This window comes from Pararhizobium sp. LjRoot238 (genome assembly GCF_964252955.1).
In the GTDB taxonomy this organism is placed as follows: domain Bacteria; phylum Pseudomonadota; class Alphaproteobacteria; order Rhizobiales; family Rhizobiaceae; genus Pararhizobium.
The window spans coordinates 2,728,345-2,744,826 of record NZ_CAXUPP020000001.1; the positions used below are offsets into that span (position 1 = coordinate 2,728,345).

Here is a 16,482-nt window from a genome sequence, read left to right on the forward strand (position 1 = left end):
GCCGAGGAGGTTCTCAGATGGGCAGCAAAGATGCTGCTTGCCGGAGCGCTCGCCGAAAATTCATAGAGACACAATGGCGCAGCGAATGATTTGTGACAGTGTCCGGTAGCGCTGCGGCCACTCACCACGGATGAAACCGCTTCCTGACAGTCGGTCCGGATGGATGCTGACGAGAGAGCGGCGGACACAAGGGATTTGCTGTCTTTGGTTGATAAAGGCGGCGTGTGAATTTCGAACAGCTCTTGTTCTGACCCCAGCACGGGATACCGCACCCGGCGACGGCCTTGGTGCTCGGAAAACTACTGCATAATTCCTTAAATCGGCATCGATTTAAGGACAAAATTATGCAGCAGATCAAAGCGTTACAGCGACCTTTGCGCGTCTGAAAAGACGCGCGGCGCTGTAATTCGGCAACACGCGTTACGACCGCCTCTCTCGCAGATTTGAGTGCACAAGAGTCATTGTTCGGAGAAGGCCCTCGACATACTGTCTGTAATTGGTTTTGCGATATAACTGAAGAAAGTTCTTTCCGTTGTCTGAATCATTACTTCGACTGGCATGCCAGGCGTTGGGGAGAAACCACGGACCCTTGCGATTTCTTCAGAGGAAATATTGATGCGAGCAAGATAGACGTCATGGTCTGCCGTGCTCGTCTTGTTGTCTTGCAGGGCGTCGGCCGAAATATAGAATACGGTTCCTTGCAGCACCGGTGTTGTTCGCTGGTTTAATGCGACCAAACGTATGGTGGCGGTCTGTCCGAGCTTCACGCTGTCGATGTCGTTGCGGGGTATCTGCGCTTCAATGATCAAAGGCACGCCCGCAGGAAGTATTTCGAGAATTGCCTTGCCGCTCTCGATTACGCCGCCGGTCGTATGGTAATAGGTGCGGACCACAGTACCGGAAACGGGCGCGTTGATAGTTGCGCGCTGGAGGACGTTTTCGGCTTCGCGCAATTGTTCGCGAACCGCATCGCGTTCACTTTGTATGGATTGCAGTTGGTCGAGAGCGTCTTCTCGGTAGACGCCTTCCGCGCGGAGGACTTCTTGTTGTCCCTTCACCAGCTGTGCTTGTGTTTCGGCTATTTCTGCCTCAAGTCGTCCGATCTGTCCCTCAGCCTCGGCAATCGCCCTTTGTATGGCCTTCACCTCATTGGCACGCACCAGTCCTTTGGCTAGCAAGCCTGTCTTGCTTTGATACTCATCCTCGAGCAGTTCCATCTGCCGTACGGTCGCATCACGTTGCCGTGTGTAACCTACCTCGCGAAATTGCAGAGCTTTGATGTTTTGCTCAATCAGCGAGAGTTCGCTGGAGAGCTTATGCTGCTGGGCTTTGAAGTTGAGTTGCTGGCTGACGAGGATCGACCAGACATCTTGGTCGGCACGATGCTCGTTCAGCAAGCTCGATATATCGAGAATCTCGTCGCGCGCAAATTGTGCCGTCAAACGCGCCGCTGTAACATCCAATCTTATGCGGCGCAGAAACAGCTCCCGCTTTTTTGCCTTCGCTGCGGTCTCATCGAGCCGTACAAGTGGCTGATTTTCCACCACCTGATCCCCCTCGCTCACGAGAAGTTGCTTGATGATGCCTCCCTCCAGGTGCTGCAAAATCTTGTTTTGGCCTGTGGCAACGAAACTGCCCTGAGTGATGACAGCTGCCGCGAGGGGGGCTGTGGACGCCCAGATGCCGAATCCACCGAATGACACACCCAACAGGACCAACCCGACCGTCGTCTGCTTCCAGATCGATCTTGGAACGTCAGCATACCATTCTATATCGTGGACCTTGGCGATGTCAGACATTTGGGCCGTCTCCTACTGCAGTTGATGACCGAAAGCACCGGACTCGATATTTATTCCACGGCTCTCCAACGCTTTCAAAACGTCTGTGCGCATGCCAAACAGCGCCACCGTTCCGTTCACCAGCAGGAGTATCTTGTCGACGCCCTTGAGAAGCGCGGGCCGCTGGGTGATGGTTATCACGGTGATCTTTTGCTCCTTCGCATGCTGGAGGGCCCGAACGAGTGCAGCATCGCCTGCGTTGTCGAGGTTCGAGTTGGGCTCATCCAGCACCACGAGATGGGGATCTCCGAAGAAAGCGCGGGCAAGGGCGATACGTTGCTTCTGGCCGCCGGAAAGGGGCGAACCGTCGGCGGCGACCACCGTCTCATACCCGTGCGGCAGGGTCGCGATCATCTCGTGAACGTCAGCCAGCATGGCTGCCCGATAGACCTGCTCATCTTCGGCGTCCATCCTCATCCGGGCAATATTGGCCTTGATTGTGCCGGGGAAGAGTTGCACGTCCTGCGGCAGGTAGCCGATATTCTCGCCGAACTGGCGCTGGTCCCAGTTGCGGAGATCCATCAGATCCAGCCTGACATTTCCAGAGGTTGGCAGGATCGACCCCACCAGCATCTTGCCAAGCGTGGTCTTTCCGGCGCCGGAATTGCCGATGACAGCAAGAGAATCCCCGGGCTGCAGGGCGAATGAGATTCCGTTGAGCACGACACGCTTCGTTCCGTGCGGCACGTAGAGCAGCCGTTCGACGTCAAGGCGTCCTTCGGGCTTGGGCAGATTGAGACGTTCGAAATTGAAAGGCGAAGCCTTCAGCAAGGCCGCTATCCGGCCATAGGCGGCGCGCGACTGGCTGAATTGATTCCATCCCTCGATTGCGCCTTCAATCGGCGCGAGTGCGCGACCGGCGATTATCGACGAGGCGATTACCATGCCGCCGGTCAATTCGCCCTCAACCGCGAGATAGGCACCCCAACCGAGCATCGTAACCTGAGTTAAAAGCCGCGTACCCCTTGAAATCGCTGATATCGCGATATTCCTGTCCTGAGCAACGACTTGCGCTTTCAGGGAGGTGGCGGTGTCCTTTCCCCAGATCTGCACGGCTTCCGGTATCATCGCCAGCGCATTGATGATCTGCGAGTTACGCGTCATCGAATCCAGGTGAAGATTGGCCTTCACCTGGGCCGTGTTTGCCTCCGCGAAGGGTGTGGCCGTCAGGCGCTGGTTTATTTGGGTGAGAATCAAAAGCAGGATTGCCGTTGTCACGACGATAAAGCCGAGATGCGGATGAATGAGGAAAACAGCGAGGAGAAAAACGGGTGCGATCGGCGCATCAAGAAATGACAGCAGCGTTCTCGATACTAGAAAGGAGCGAACCTGTTGAAGATCCCCGAGGGTTTGGTATTCCCGGCCATTGCCTTGTAGCGAAGCGCGGGCTGCGGCGCTCAGGATCGGTGCGCCAAGTTGGGCGGCAACCTCCACGGCCGTACGCATCAGCACGAAACGCCGCAATGCGTCGAAACTAGATTGCAGAATGATCGCACCGACGATCACGACCGTCAGCATGATCAGAGTGTCGATCGACCGGCTTGTCAGAACGCGATCGGAAATCTGGAACAGGTAGATCGGGATCGCCAGGACGAGCACGTTGCTCGCGATCGTGAACAACATGACGATCATCAGGTTGTGCCGCACGGCATTGATGCCTGCCTTGAGACTGGCAGTGAAATCGACCGGCCCCAGACGCTTGTGGAACGTGCCGCGCCCGTTGCCCGATCCTTTGCCGCTTCCACCGGAAAACGGCTTGCCAGCCAAAGGAGGATCGACCGTCACGGGACCGCAGTCGCCCTCTACGATCTTCATGCCATCGACTGCCTTGGCCTCCGGCACCTCGCGTGCGGACGGCCCTGGCTGGGTCTTGCCAACCGGCTCAAAGGGGGCGCGGTCTTCGCCCTGAGGTGGGGCAAAGGTGTTGCGGATCCTATGTGGCGGCTCCATCGGCTCACTCGCCATCGTGGATTGCTGGCGGGATATGCCCGCTTGTGGCGAGGGGCTGCCCGAGCTGGCGCTCAGGCATTCCTCCACAGCCCGCTCGAATTTCGCATATACGTCCTCCATATCGTCACAGGCGTTCCGCGGCGGGTTTGTGTTCTCTGTCTGGGCCTCCATCGGTCCGGTCGGGACAGGCAGGCGATCGCGGATATCAAACATTCATCCCCCTAATGTCCAAGCACGCTGTTCACCCCATCATCCGGGTGCGCATCGTATTCTGGTGCAATGTCGGGCTGGAACGCCGCCGCATCGGTCGGATCCAGCATTGAATCGTCGAGGAAAAGTACGGCCTCGGTGACGAGTGCGTCCGGGTCGGGACTGCCAAAGTCAGGCTGGCGCGATATCAGCTCGGCTTGATAGAGTGTCTCTTGAGAATATTGGTCACCGCCGACATAGGTCCTTCCGAAGGAATCGAGGTCGACAATGGCGGCATTGTTCAAGAGTGCGTTGGAACCCGTCGAGATTGACCATCCGGCATCGAGATGGGGGACTATCGCATCCATCGCGAGTGCGATCTGATCACTGTCGCCCAGAATGTTTGTCTGCTGGATGGACTGAAGTTTGATGAGGTCGCCACTGATATAGAGGACGTGCAGCCCTTCCAGGCCTGCAAACGCGGCATCCGACAGCACGTTATGGGACATATCCCCGTTACCACCCGCAAGGGCGTTGGCGGCATCCAGATACTGTTGCGGTAGCGCATCAAACCGATCCGGATTTCCGATATTGGAGATGTACGCCTGATTCCAGAGCAGGTTCGCCGACGAAGAGACAGTGGCCTGTCCGGTGGTCTGGAAACCGGACACGGCGCCCACGACGTCGTTGTCGAACAAGATGTTGATCTGGTGAATGATGTTGGCATCGTAAACCGAGCCCCCAACGATAATCAGGTCGTAGGCAAAGCCCAGTTCGAAGATGGACGTATGGTTCACGCCGAGATTGTCGCCGCTCACAACGCTTGTCGTGACACCGGACGACGAGAGAATGCCGACGTCGTTGTCGCTCATGAAGATGAACTGCTCGAGCCAGTTCACGATCATGAGGTCTCCCTCGACCTCCGTGATTGACCAGTATTTTGGATAGTCGCCGGCGCTGGCGGCGTCTGTATCTGGTTCATTGGAGGCGTCCAAACGTTCGAACGTTGCGCTGTTGAACAGTTCGTTGGCGTCAGCGTTCGTCGCGTCGCCGACCGCAGATGTGATCGCATCGACGTCCCACAATGCGTTGATCTGGACAATCGCATTCAGCTCGACATGGTCACCGACGACTGCGGTCACTGTCCCGCCGGTCCAGAAGCTCTTCAAGACGGCGTCGTTGACCAAGGTGTTTCCGCCGGCTTCGAGTTCGACCGAAGCCTCGATGGCGACTGTCCCGTCCTCCATCGTCCAGGTGTTGGACCCTAGATCGTCTTCGGATTCCTCCTCCTCGCCATCGAACGAATGGTAGTCCTCAAGCTTGGGCGCCTCGGCAACCAGTTCACCGTTGACATACACACCTTCGATGGTCTCTGCCGTAGTGAACACTTGCACAGAGTCGCCTGCACCGGATTCGGCGGCGTCAAGCTGGCTAATGCTTGTCTTGATGACCGCGATGATTTCCGCGCTCGAACCGGGTCGCTCCAGATCGCCGATGGGCGATAGCGCGGCTGTGGCTTCTGCGCCTTCAAACAACTCGGAATTGTCAATGGGGTCTGGGGAAAAGACGAGGCTGTGACCGCCAACACCAAAGTAGTCATCGTCGGAGAGGGCGATGGCCTGATTGAGATGATTGACGACCGATCCGGGGGGCTCGATCTCCGGCGGAATGAATTTCGTCGTCCCGTGTGAGGGAGCAGCGGCCTCATGTTTCGGCCAGTCGTACTCTGTATTGCCAGGGACGGGTCCATCAACGCTTTGGGGATGTGGTGTGTCCTCGAACGCTGCCGGCCGCAGATAGGGATGCCAGGGCGCGGGCCCGGGGGACCGGTAGTCGAGTCCGGGCTCGTAACCCAGCAACTGATAGGGCGCCGCGAAATCAGTATCGATGACCGGAAGCGGATCCAGTTCGGACTGGACCGGATCGAAGGAGAATTCGGGATGCGCCTCCCTGAAGCGAGCGTCTTCGACGCTGATATGGAAGACGCCAATGAAGTGGGCGATCTCTTCGGTGATCTTGTCCATGATCGTCATGACACAAAACTCCTTGCCGACGCTGGCTATTCGGAGAGCGCTCCAATTGTGCTGCTAGGAAAGTGCTCCAATCCGGAGTGAACTGCGCAGCCCGGCTGCGCAGTTCGAATGAAGGTGGTTTCGCTCAAAGTGAGCGAAACTGCTTCATGGCGTCACGCTGCGTCGTCGTCTTCGCCGACAACGGAGCTCGTCAGGTCGCCGCCGACCACGGTCATGTCGATCGCGTTCTGCTGCAGATTGGCACCCATGACGATGTTCTGGTTGAAGGCGCTGATATCGACAGCGGCATCAGCCGACGCAGAGCTCGTACCGGTGACATAACCGTCATCGCCGTTGTTCGAACCCCAGGAACCGCCGTCACCGCCGACGCCGCCATAACCGGTGATCGCCGTTCCACCGTTACCACCGGCACCGCCGTTGCCGCCATAGGCGTCTCCGCCGTAGCCATCGCCGCCGAAGCCATCGGCCCAAGCGCCACTCAGAGCGGTACCGCCTTCACCCGCGGACCAGGCGTCTCCGCCATAGCCGTCGCCCGAAGTGGCACTGCCACTGGTGGCATCACCACCATATCCTTCACCGCCGGCTGCGCCGTCACCGCCGAGGCCCGCGCCGATGCCGGCGCCAACGCCTACACCGAGACCTGCTCCAAGAGCGCCGCCGCCGTCACCGCCGTAGCCGGCATCCGATGCGTTTCCGCCGTTACCGCCAGTGCCGCCGCTTCCAGCCGAACCGCCGGCACCGCCGTTGCTGTCACCGCCATCGGCGTTTCCGCCGTCGCCGCCTTCGGTTTCGGTAATGACCGGGTCAATCAGGCCGAAGACGCCACCGACCAGGCTTCCGGCATCGCCGCCGTCCGCGTCGCCGCCTTCGCCGCCTTCATCGGCCTCACCGCCATCGGCATTGCCGCCGTCACCGCCTTCGTCGCCGTCGCCGGCCACATTGTCGCCGCCTTCGTCGCCGTCACCGGCAAATGCAAGGCCGGCACCAAGACCCAGACCAAGACCGAGGCCGATGCCGAGAGCGTCACCGCCTCTGCCACCTTCGCCACCTTCGCCTTCGCCACCTTCGGCTTCACCGGATTCGGCGTCGCCGCTCTCGCCTTCGCCGCCTTCTGCTTCGCCACCTTCACCCTCGCCGCCAAATGCCAGGCTCGCCGCGAAACCGCCGTAGCCTTCGCCGCCGTCGCCGTCGCCGCCTTCGGCTTCGCCATCACCGCCGTCGCCGCCGTCGGCATCGGCATCGTCACCGCCTTCGCCGCCCGCGCCGCCGGCGGAGATGCCGTCATCCGCTTCAGCATCGCCGCCATTGGCGTTGATGTTGAAGTTCACGGGAGCTTGGTTATAGACTTCGGCATTCTCGAGTGTGTCGTTGTCCTGAATGTTCGCGACTTGATTGAACACGTTCGCGACATCATTGCCTTCGCCCGTGAGCGCATTGTTCAGGATGTTTTCGAACTTGATGTTGAACATGCCTTCGATCGAGTTTTCGCCGTGCATGTCAATGTCGGCGAAGTCATCGTCACTGGGCAGGTAGCCTTCCAACCCAACATCGACGGTAACGCCGACGTCAACGGTCGTGGTGTTGACGTTTTCATTGACATTCTCACTGGCGTTGAAATTGCCGTTCAGGTTCCCGTTACCATTAAGATTGAGGTTCCCATTGCCGTTGAGATTGCCGTTGCCGTTAAGGTTGTAGTTTTCCGATTCACTGCTCTGCTCCTGCTCCTGCTCCTGCTCCTGCTCCTGCTCTTGCTCTTGCTCTTGTTCTTGTTCTTGTTCTTGTTCCTGGTCGTCGTAGTCGTCATAGAAATTATTCTTGAACTTGTCCGACATTGTCGTGTCCTTTGACTGGATCCGCGACAGCTTGACCGTTGTTCATCTTCTATACGGTCTTGGCCACGCAGATGTTGAAGTTGAACTATTGCTCGAAAAGCGGACGTGCATCGCAAGACCGCTCACTCCTGCTTCCATTGTGCCGTGATCTGAATGGTCCTCCCGAAAATGTTGGTGAGAGGGCTCGTCTGATTGAGGCTCACTACACTGAGCCGACGCAGCCCCATAAGCGGCCCTCTAGACGCAAGCCGCACCGCAAAGACTGTGCCTATTGCCCGGAGAAGGTAAGCTGCTAGTTAGAGCTAGTACCCGTCATGCTTGCGCTCCAGGATGGGGTGAGGCGCGATGGGGCTGCCTTACAGACGGCAACTTCCACCCAAGGGAGGTGAGAGTTGCCAGTGGCGGATAGTCGAAACGTTGAGCGTGCGCACGCACATGACGCCTTTTCCTGATCAGATACTTTAGTGTTTCGATGGATGAGGTGCCGTGCCACGATCCGCGTCCGCGATATCTTTGTCATGGATATTGGTGCGACACGGCGGTCGATGCTTTTGGTCAAGTATTTTGGAAAAGTGGTACCAAAAGAGGTGGATCATATTCCCGGCTACCTCTTAGTATGTAGATGGTCTCTGCTTCAGTCCCTCAGAATGGTGCACCAACACGTCTTGCGGGCGATTTCTGCCTCTTTTGTTCGCTTTCTCGAGGCTCGAGGCCTACTCGTGTAGCTCCTTCGGTCTATTCCCAACCGAGGCTCTTTGGTTTACGTTTTTCTAAAACAGAGGGCGGAGCGAGCACCTGTTGGCTCATTCCGCGATATCACATTCGGGGAGGCATGCTTAATGACGCATACTGCGCCTCGTTCACAAGATGTCAGCGCGGATCGAGTGGCGTCCTTGGAGGCTATGCCCTATCTGCGCACACTCTTATATGTCGGTCCTCCTGATGTCATATCTGGAGCCATGGCGGCGGCTATCGAGCGGGAATTTCCTTGTTTGAGTGTGAAGTATGCCGCCGAACTGAAATCTGCATTGGGCGAATTTGAAATACCTCTGCAGCTTTTGTTGGTCGACCTGCACCTTGCGTATGAACTGAGCAGTTGCGCTGGCGAGGTGCTGAAGCGACACCCCTCTGTCGCAGTCGTCATTGTGACTGATGGGGATCTGCGAGGAACTGCTGGATGGCTTCCTGCAATAGATACCCGCCTTGTTCGGGGTGTCCTGCCTCTTAACGTTAGCCTCGACGTCCTGCTTTCGATGTTGAGGATCATCCTGAAAGGCGGGACGTATTTTCCGTCTACCGCCTATCGCAACCAAGACAGCGTGTCCTGGGAGGGAAACAGCCCTCATCCGTTCGATGAGGTGAGATCGCACGTTGCGCGAGAAATCCAGGGCAAAACAATGGACCAATTGACGAAACGTGAGAACGAGATCTTGGCCAGAATAGCATTGGGCAATCAGAACAAGATCATCGCGGCCACCTTGGGATTGTCCGAACATACGGTGAAAATTCATATCCACAACATCATAACCAAGCTCGGCGTCCACAATCGAACAGAAGCTGTCGCGCTCTATTTCGAGCAAAAGGAAAAGGAGGCTGGCGAAGTTTCGCCAGACGACCACCTTCGTTCGAGCGATGGTCCGGTGCCAAGCGGCGATGCATAAGTTCCAGGACATCCTGCTACTGCTGGGGCAATTGAATTATACCTGGACAAATACTGAAAGCCTCTTGATTCACATGATCGCCGGGCTCGCCTTGTCGGACAAGGAGACGGCAATCGTCATCTTTCTGACGCTGAACACTCCGCGTGCGCGGATTGATCTCGTGGAGCGTCTGGCAAAGATGCAAAAAACCCCAGCTGGTTGCAGAAGCGAGATCCTGGAAGCGACAAGGCGCCTGTCCGAAGAGGCCAAACTCCGAAACAAGTATAACCACTGTATCTATTCGTTCGATCCGGACAGTGGCCGGGGGCTCACGCAGTCGATGCGGATTTTCGAGGGCAGGGACGAGATAAAATACGGCAAGATCGAAGAGCTTGATGATCAGGAAATCAACCGGATCAAGGCGAGCATAAAGTCCTTGATTGACATCAATCAATGCTTTTGGAGAATTACTGAAAAATATGGATTTCCCAAATAGAACGTGGGGAATAAACGCAAAATGAGAGCGCCGGGGCTGGCGCCTGGATGACGCCGTCCTCGTGCTTGAAAGCCCACAGCGGGTGCGTGACAATCACGCTGGCTAAGCTACGTTAATCGCCCTTCGTCTTCAGCGTCTACTGCATAACTTAAATCGGAATCGATTTAAGGATAAAATTATGCAGCATTCCAAAGCATTACAGCGACCTTTGCGCGTCTGAAAAGACGCGCGGCGCTGTAGCAGGCGGAAGCCCAGTCCGACTTCTCGACAAAAGATGCGGCGCCGGGCGGGGAGTACCGCGGGTGCACGGGTGAGCTCGTGGGTCGGCGTGCGGATGTCCATGTGGGCGTCGTGGAGGACGAGGTCTTCCCGGTAAAGGAGCTCGCCCTCGAGACCCGGCGCATCAGCCGCGTCGCGGAAGGCCGAAGCGCCTGCCGCAGTCGCGGCCCTGAAAGATGCGCTGACTGTCATAGACTGCGAGCTGGAAACGGCGATCCATCACCATTCCCACGCGATTCTTATCGGGCGTGTTCGTGCAATAACCCTTCGGGAGGAATGGAAAAACGTGAATCAAGATTCCCCGTCGGTTCTGGAAACGGTTAGCCGGTCACAGCGTTTTGGCGAGTTGGCGACAAGCGCGGACAGTAAGCGCCATGACGGTGAGTGTCGTGCCGACCGTGCCGCTGCTGCAAAACGCGCTGGCATCGGTAACGAGGAGGTTTGGTACATCCCAGCTCTGGTTCCAGCTATTGAGAACGGCACTGTCGGCGAAGGCCCCCATTCTCGCGCCGCCGCTTTCGTGAATCGCTGCACCCATGCACATGGTCTTTCGAAACCATATGCGGAACATGAAGCGGCTGAACATGTCGGCGTTGGGGAAAGCGCCGGGTCCCATTTCGGTAAGCCCTCTGGGTGAGCCTATAAATTCCATCTCGCCACCGACGGCTTGCAGCATGTCGACCAGCGTCTGCTCCATGCTGCCGAGGAGAGCCTGTTCGCGTTCATGCATGACGCAGCGGATGTGCGGGACGGGAATGCCCCAGGCGTCTTTTTGCCGCGCGTCCAGCGTGATGCGATTGTCTTCATAGGGCAGCATCTGCCCAAAACCGAAAAAGGACATACGCGACGGAGTATCGTCGTCGATCGCTGAACGGCCGACACTTCCTTGATATGTGAAAGCCTCGGACGGTGTGCCGTCCGCTGCCGCGTCGAAGCGCGCCACAAAGATACCGCCGGATGGATCATAAAACGGGTCCCTGGGTGCCGAGTCGTCGGAAAAACATCCGCGTACTTGCGGGAACGCACCAGAGGTCAGGCAGGGAAGCTGGTCCATAAAATAGCGTCCCAGTGTTCCCGAACTGTTACCAAGCCCCTGCGGATGTTTGGCGTTGGCGGAGTTTAAAAGCAGACGGACACTCTCGATCGGAGAGGCGCAGAGCACGACCGAAGCGGCGCGCACCGCGCTGCGCGCTCCCGTCAGCCGGTCGATTACCTCCGCGCCGGTCGCAAGACCAGTCGTCTCATCCGTTGTGATCCGGCAGGCGACAGCGTTGTTTCGGATCGTCAGGCGCCCGCTTGCGATCGCATCCTTCAAGGGTTGCGGCAAACGATTCTGTTCCGGTTCGGGCGCAATATAGCGCCAGGAGACCACATGCCGGTCCGGCCAGCGCGCTTCCACAGCCTCTTTGAATGTTTGTTCTGCAGGCGTCAGTTTGGCCGGGTGGGCAAACTTGCCATCCGGCATGGTCGCGACATGATCCTCGTTGCCATAAAGGCCGAGGCAGGTTTCCACCTCCTCGTAGTAGGGCGCAAGCTCATCGTAGGACACCGGCCAATCGACCCCTTCGCCCGTGCGCGATTTGACTTTGAAGTCCTCATCCGACCAGCGCAAAAGTACCCTTCCAAAACTGTGCAGCCGGCCGCCGCTTTGGTGCCCACGAATCCAGAGAAAGGGTGCATCCGACGGCGTTGTATAAGGGTTCTTCCGGTCGTTGACGAAAAAATGGCTGAACCGTTCGCTGAAAAAGGCCGCTCGCGCCTGAATGGGCTGACCCTTGAGCGTTGCCCTCACGCGTTCCCAGATATTGATCTCTTTTGATTGCGCTTTCGTGCGGGAAGGGTCGAAGTCCTTATCACTGATGGCCGGACCCGCCTCGAGCAGAAGCACGGACATGCCTTGCGCCGTCAACTCCTTCGCTGCGAAGGACCCCGCAGCACCGGATCCGATCACCAATGCATTATAGATTGTTTCAGACATGTGTTTCCCAAATCCCGGTATTTGGTCGCTTGACAGGTTTAAAGACGCGATCCGTCCGCCCCGAAAAGAGACGCTTTTGTTATATCGAAGCCCGGTTGAATGGGGTCGCCCGGCTTGACCGCCGTTTCTCCCATGAGTCTTAACGAAAAGCTTTCGCCATTGACGTCAAACCACACGACGGAATCAGCTCCCATCGGCTCGACCACTGAAACCTCACCGGCAATCACAGGCAGGCCCACTGCAATGCCGTCGAGGACCAGATGTTCCGGACGGAACCCGAGCGTGGCTGGGCCGGACTGGGGTGGAGCCGTGAAGTCATAGCCGCTCAGGCCCAGGCTCAACCCGCTGCCTGAGAACACCGGTCCGCTGGCAGTAAACGTGATCTCGCCCTCGATACGGTTCATGGACGGCGCGCCGATGAAACCGGCGACGAAGAGGTTGGCTGGTCGATGATAGATTTTCGATGGCGATGCCAGTTGCTGGATCACGCCGTCCTTCATGATGGCAATGCGGTCGGCAAGCGTCATTGCCTCGACTTGATCATGGGTCACGTAGATCATCGTATTGCCGAGTTGCTGGTGCAGCCTCTTGATTTCCACGCGCAGCTCATTGCGCAACTTTGCATCGAGGTTGGAAAGCGGCTCGTCGAAGAGAAAGACATCCACCTCACGGGTCAGGGCGCGGCCGATAGCGACGCGCTGACGCTGCCCGCCGGAAAGCTGGGCGGGCCGCCTGTCGAGCAGGTTTTCCAAATGCAGCAATGCCGCCGTCTTTTCGATGCGGCGGTCAACTTCATCCTTGGGCAGGCCGGACACGCGCAGGCCGAAAGACAGGTTCTTGCGCACAGTCATATGCGGATAGAGCGCGTAAGACTGAAACACCATGCCGATGCCGCGGTTCTTTGGCTCTTCCCAGGTGACATTGCGGCCTGAAATCCAGATTTCGCCAGCGGAGACATCGTTGAAGCCGGCAAGCGAGTTCAAAAGCGTGGACTTGCCACAGCCGGAAGGGCCGAGCAGGACCAAAAATTCTCCCGGTTCGATGTTCAGGGACAATCGATCGATGACGGTGTGATGACCATAGCCGATCTTCAGATCGCGAATGGAAATGGCAGAATCCATGGGGTTATCCTTTGACGGAGCCGGCTGTAATGCCGCGCACGAACCAGCGACCGGAGAAGAAGTAGATGGCGAGAGGTACAAGCGCCGTGAGGATCGTTGCCGCCATGTTCACATTGTAATTTTTCTCGCCCATCGTCGTGTTGACGATATTGTTGAGCTGAACCGTCATCGGCAGATTGTCGCGGCCCGCAAAAACCAGACCGAGCAGAAAGTCGTTCCAGATACCGGTGAACTGGAACAGCGATGCGACCACGATCATCGGCACCGACATCGGCAGCATGATTTCGATGAAGATGCGCCAGAATCCGGCTCCATCAATGCGTGCCGCCCGGCAGAGCTCATCGGGAATATTGACGAAATAGTTGCGGAACAGCAGCGTCACCAGCGGCAGGCCGAAGATGACATGGACGAAAATGATACCCGCAAGCGAGTTGTAAAGGCCGATATTCGCCAGAATGCGGACCAGCGGGTAAAGGAAAATCTGGTAAGGGATCAGCCCGCCCGCCATCAAAAGCGCAAAGAGCAGTTTTGAGCCCGGCGCGCGCCAGAATGACAGCGCATAACCGTTCAATGCGCCGATGAACACCGAAATGATAACGGCTGGAACCGTTATCATCACCGAGTTCAAGAAACCGGTGCGTACGCCGGTGCATTCAATGCCCATGCAGGCCCCCGACCAGGCGGTTTTCCAGGCCGTGAGATCAAAATGCAAGGGCAGGGCAAAGATTTCACCCAGCCGGATCTGGTCCATGGTTTTGAGCGAGGTTACGAGCATGACATAAAGCGGCAACAGAAAGAATGCGGCGGCCACCGTAAGAAAGGCATAAAGGCCGATGCGTCCGATTGTTAAGTGTCTGGGCTTCGGCATGTGGGGATGTGAGCCCGCCATTATTTGCCCCCTTGACGTTTTGTACGCATGTAGAGCGCATAGCGGAACGGTGCTGCCGCCGCGACGACGCTGAGAACCAGAACGGTTGCGCCCGCCGCCGCAAGACCCAGATTTTGCCGCTGGAACATATTGTCCATGATGAACTTCGCCGGCACTTCCGTGGCGTTACCCGGCCCGCCATTGGTCATGGCGACAATCAGGTCGTAGGTTCTGATGACCCCCATGGCAAGCAGCAGTCCGGCAGAGGCGAGGGCCGAACCGAGCTGTGGCAGGATGATGGACACATAAATGCGCCAGACAGGAATGCCGTCGATCTGGGCGGCCCGCCATTGTTCTTCTTCAATGCCGCGCATGCCGGCAAGTACAATCACCATGACAAGCCCCGCGCCCTGCCAGAGGCCTGCCAGAACAACGCCGTAGATTGCTGTTTCACGATGCACCAGCAGGTCAAATGTGAAGCTTTCCCAGCCAATGGCGTGCATGCTTGCCTGAATGCCGAGCGTCGGATTCATCATCCACTGCCAGATGAGACCCGTCACCACGAAGGACATTGCATAGGGATAGAGAAAAATTGTTCGAAACGCGCTTTCAAAACGGACCTTGCGGTCCAGCGCGGCTGCCAATAGCGAACCCAGAACGAGACAGCCGATAACATAAAGAACGCCCAAAACGACGACATTTTGCAGCGAAGCAAGCCATTTCGACGTCGCGAACAGCTTCTCATATTGCTCGAAACCTACGAATTTCCAGGAGGGGAAAAGCGCTGAGTTGGTGAATGACAGCGTTACAGACCACACCATCGTGCCGATATAAATCACGATGACGGCAAGCCATGTGGGGTACAACGCAACGCTTGCGGCATTTGGATAGGTTCTGTTTCGGGCCATAGGTCTGGTCGCATTCGTGTGAATTGTAACCGCCCGCCCAAGCCTGGGCGGGCGGTGGTCTGTAGAATGGACCCTTATTTAATGGTGCCGTAGAATGCGCTGACCGCCTCATCGAGGTCTGCCGGCGGATTGCTCCAGAACTCATCAACAAAATCCGACAACGCACCCTTTTGCTGCGGCGTGATGATGATGGCTGTATCGGGCACGATCTTGCCTTCGCTCATCAGTTTCAGCCCCTTTTGCGCACAAGAGTCGAGTGCGGAATTGTCGATGTCTGTGCGGATTGGGATAGAACCCTTCTTGATGCTGAACTCGACCTGGACCTTTGGATCCATGATGACTTCGGCGAGTAGTGCCTGTCCCTTGGCTTCTGCCGGATCGTTTTTCTTCGGGAAATCGAAGGAGTCGGCGATAAACACCATACCGGGTGTTTCCGGCACGAGCATGCAGCCGTATTCCTTGCCCGGCGTCATGCCTGCTACGACAAATTCACCCTTCGCCCAGTCGCCATGAAACTGCACGCCGGCCTTGCCGGTGATAAGCATGGCGGTCGCATCGTTCCAGTTGCGTCCGGGTGAACCCTCGTCGACGTAGTCGCGCATTTTGGCGAGGATTTTCAGCGACGACTTGATACCCGCCTTCAATTCGGCGCTCTCATCTTTTTTGGTATAGATCTTCATGTAGCCATCAAGGCCGACCTGCGTGACCAGAACCATGTTGAAAACAATCGCCTCCTGCCAGGACTGGCCGCCCCAGGCAATCGGCACGATGCCGGCGGCTTTCAGCTTGTCCATATCGGCAAAGAACGTGTCCCAATCCTTCGGCTCTTCCGTAATTCCGGCTTTTTCAAAAGCTGCCTTGGAATAAAAGGCCCAGCTTTCGCCATGCGCTCCGGTCGGTGCCAGATAGACTTTGCCGTCATAGGTGATGTAATTTTTCAGCATCGCGGGCATCGCATCGGCCCATTTTCCAGCCGTCGCGACTTCGTCCACCGAGTTCATGAGACCCTGTTCAATAAAGCCGGCGGGATCCAGACCGACAACAACCTGTTTGGCCGTCGGCGGATCGCCTGCAACGATACGGTTTGCGAAAGCCGCATCCGCTGCACCGAAGCCGGCGATGGAAGAATCCTTCCATTCTCCGCCGCGCTTGGTGAATTCGTCACGAATGACGTTAAGCGCCGCCGATTCCCCGCCGGAGGTCCAGGAGGTCATGACCTCGGCCTTCGGCGCGTCTTCTGCCTGAGCCATTCCGAATGCGGCAGCAAGCGCCGTACCGGCAAGAAACAGTTTCATTGCATTTCTCATTGTTCCACCTCTTCAGTTGAGCCCTCTTTACGGGGCTTGGTTC

The 16,482-nt window shown here is 57.2% G+C and carries 11 protein-coding genes and 1 pseudogene; 3 read left to right on the forward strand and 9 right to left on the reverse strand.

The genetic code is table 11. From position 1 onward, the window contains the following. Positions 1–458 precede the first annotated feature (458 nt). From ACSQ3F_RS13300 to ACSQ3F_RS13315, 4 genes are all read right to left on the reverse strand, one after another. Positions 459–1,799 carry an HlyD family type I secretion periplasmic adaptor subunit gene (locus ACSQ3F_RS13300; protein ID WP_436100644.1) on the reverse strand — a complete coding sequence of 447 codons (1,341 nt, stop codon included), beginning with the start codon at positions 1,797–1,799 and terminating at the stop codon, positions 459–461. A 12-nt stretch (positions 1,800–1,811) separates the two neighbouring features. Further along, positions 1,812–3,959 (reverse strand): type I secretion system permease/ATPase, encoded by a 2,148-nt coding sequence (locus ACSQ3F_RS13305; protein ID WP_436102144.1) that lies wholly within the window; start codon positions 3,957–3,959, stop codon positions 1,812–1,814. Between the two features lie 50 nt (positions 3,960–4,009). Further along, the gene (locus ACSQ3F_RS13310) at positions 4,010–6,010 is read right to left on the reverse strand and encodes a hypothetical protein (RefSeq protein WP_436100645.1); all 2,001 of its coding nucleotides are present in this window, start codon (positions 6,008–6,010) and stop codon (positions 4,010–4,012) included. Positions 6,011–6,162: 152 nt separating this feature from the next. Next, positions 6,163–7,842, reverse strand: coding sequence for a hypothetical protein (locus ACSQ3F_RS13315; protein ID WP_436100646.1), 1,680 nt, complete (start codon positions 7,840–7,842; stop codon positions 6,163–6,165). Positions 7,843–8,681: 839 nt separating this feature from the next. Here ACSQ3F_RS13315 and ACSQ3F_RS13320 point away from each other — a divergent pair. From ACSQ3F_RS13320 to ACSQ3F_RS13330, 3 genes and pseudogenes are all read left to right on the forward strand, one after another. Beyond that, a complete protein-coding gene (locus ACSQ3F_RS13320; RefSeq protein WP_436100647.1) occupies positions 8,682–9,503 on the forward strand; it encodes a helix-turn-helix domain-containing protein in 822 nt (273 codons plus the stop codon). Beyond that, entirely contained in the window at positions 9,496–9,978 is a 483-nt protein-coding gene (locus ACSQ3F_RS13325; RefSeq protein WP_436100648.1) for a hypothetical protein, read from the forward strand. Before ACSQ3F_RS13320 ends, ACSQ3F_RS13325 begins: the two co-directional genes overlap by 8 nt. A 442-nt stretch (positions 9,979–10,420) precedes the next feature. After that, positions 10,421–10,528: pseudogene (locus ACSQ3F_RS13330) on the forward strand (flavin reductase family protein); the annotation flags it as partial. 57 nt (positions 10,529–10,585) lie between these two features. Here the strand turns inward: ACSQ3F_RS13330 and ACSQ3F_RS13335 are convergent. The 5 genes from ACSQ3F_RS13335 to ACSQ3F_RS13355 all read right to left on the reverse strand — a co-directional run bounded on the left by ACSQ3F_RS13335 (position 10,586) and on the right by ACSQ3F_RS13355 (position 16,439). After that, positions 10,586–12,235, reverse strand: a complete 1,650-nt coding sequence (locus ACSQ3F_RS13335) for a GMC oxidoreductase (protein WP_436100649.1) — start codon at positions 12,233–12,235, stop codon at positions 10,586–10,588. Between the two features lie 38 nt (positions 12,236–12,273). Next, the gene (locus ACSQ3F_RS13340) at positions 12,274–13,356 is read right to left on the reverse strand and encodes an ABC transporter ATP-binding protein (RefSeq protein ID WP_436100650.1); all 1,083 of its coding nucleotides are present in this window, start codon (positions 13,354–13,356) and stop codon (positions 12,274–12,276) included. Positions 13,357–13,360: 4 nt separating this feature from the next. Further along, a complete protein-coding gene (locus ACSQ3F_RS13345; RefSeq protein WP_436100651.1) occupies positions 13,361–14,245 on the reverse strand; it encodes a carbohydrate ABC transporter permease in 885 nt (294 codons plus the stop codon). Next, positions 14,245–15,132, reverse strand: coding sequence for a carbohydrate ABC transporter permease (locus tag ACSQ3F_RS13350; protein ID WP_436100652.1), 888 nt, complete (start codon positions 15,130–15,132; stop codon positions 14,245–14,247). The genes ACSQ3F_RS13345 and ACSQ3F_RS13350 overlap by 1 nt, the downstream gene beginning before the upstream one ends. 74 nt (positions 15,133–15,206) lie before the next feature. Then, entirely contained in the window at positions 15,207–16,439 is a 1,233-nt protein-coding gene (locus tag ACSQ3F_RS13355; RefSeq protein WP_436100653.1) for an ABC transporter substrate-binding protein, read from the reverse strand. Positions 16,440–16,482: the final 43 nt, after the last annotated feature.

Bases quoted from the DNA above. Each gene is read 5' to 3' on its own strand.
- ACSQ3F_RS13300 (WP_436100644.1), bottom strand. From the start codon at position 1,799: ATGTCTGACATCGCCAAGGTCCACGATATAGAATGGTATGCTGACGTT.
- ACSQ3F_RS13305 (WP_436102144.1), bottom strand. From the start codon at position 3,959: ATGGAGGCCCAGACAGAGAACACAAACCCGCCGCGGAACGCCTGTGAC.
- ACSQ3F_RS13310 (WP_436100645.1), bottom strand. From the start codon at position 6,010: ATGACGATCATGGACAAGATCACCGAAGAGATCGCCCACTTCATTGGC.
- ACSQ3F_RS13315 (WP_436100646.1), bottom strand. From the start codon at position 7,842: ATGTCGGACAAGTTCAAGAATAATTTCTATGACGACTACGACGACCAG.
- ACSQ3F_RS13320 (WP_436100647.1), top strand. From the start codon at position 8,682: ATGACGCATACTGCGCCTCGTTCACAAGATGTCAGCGCGGATCGAGTG.
- ACSQ3F_RS13325 (WP_436100648.1), top strand. From the start codon at position 9,496: ATGCATAAGTTCCAGGACATCCTGCTACTGCTGGGGCAATTGAATTAT.
- ACSQ3F_RS13335 (WP_436100649.1), bottom strand. From the start codon at position 12,235: ATGTCTGAAACAATCTATAATGCATTGGTGATCGGATCCGGTGCTGCG.
- ACSQ3F_RS13340 (WP_436100650.1), bottom strand. From the start codon at position 13,356: ATGGATTCTGCCATTTCCATTCGCGATCTGAAGATCGGCTATGGTCAT.
- ACSQ3F_RS13345 (WP_436100651.1), bottom strand. From the start codon at position 14,245: ATGGCGGGCTCACATCCCCACATGCCGAAGCCCAGACACTTAACAATC.
- ACSQ3F_RS13350 (WP_436100652.1), bottom strand. From the start codon at position 15,132: ATGGCCCGAAACAGAACCTATCCAAATGCCGCAAGCGTTGCGTTGTAC.
- ACSQ3F_RS13355 (WP_436100653.1), bottom strand. From the start codon at position 16,439: ATGAGAAATGCAATGAAACTGTTTCTTGCCGGTACGGCGCTTGCTGCC.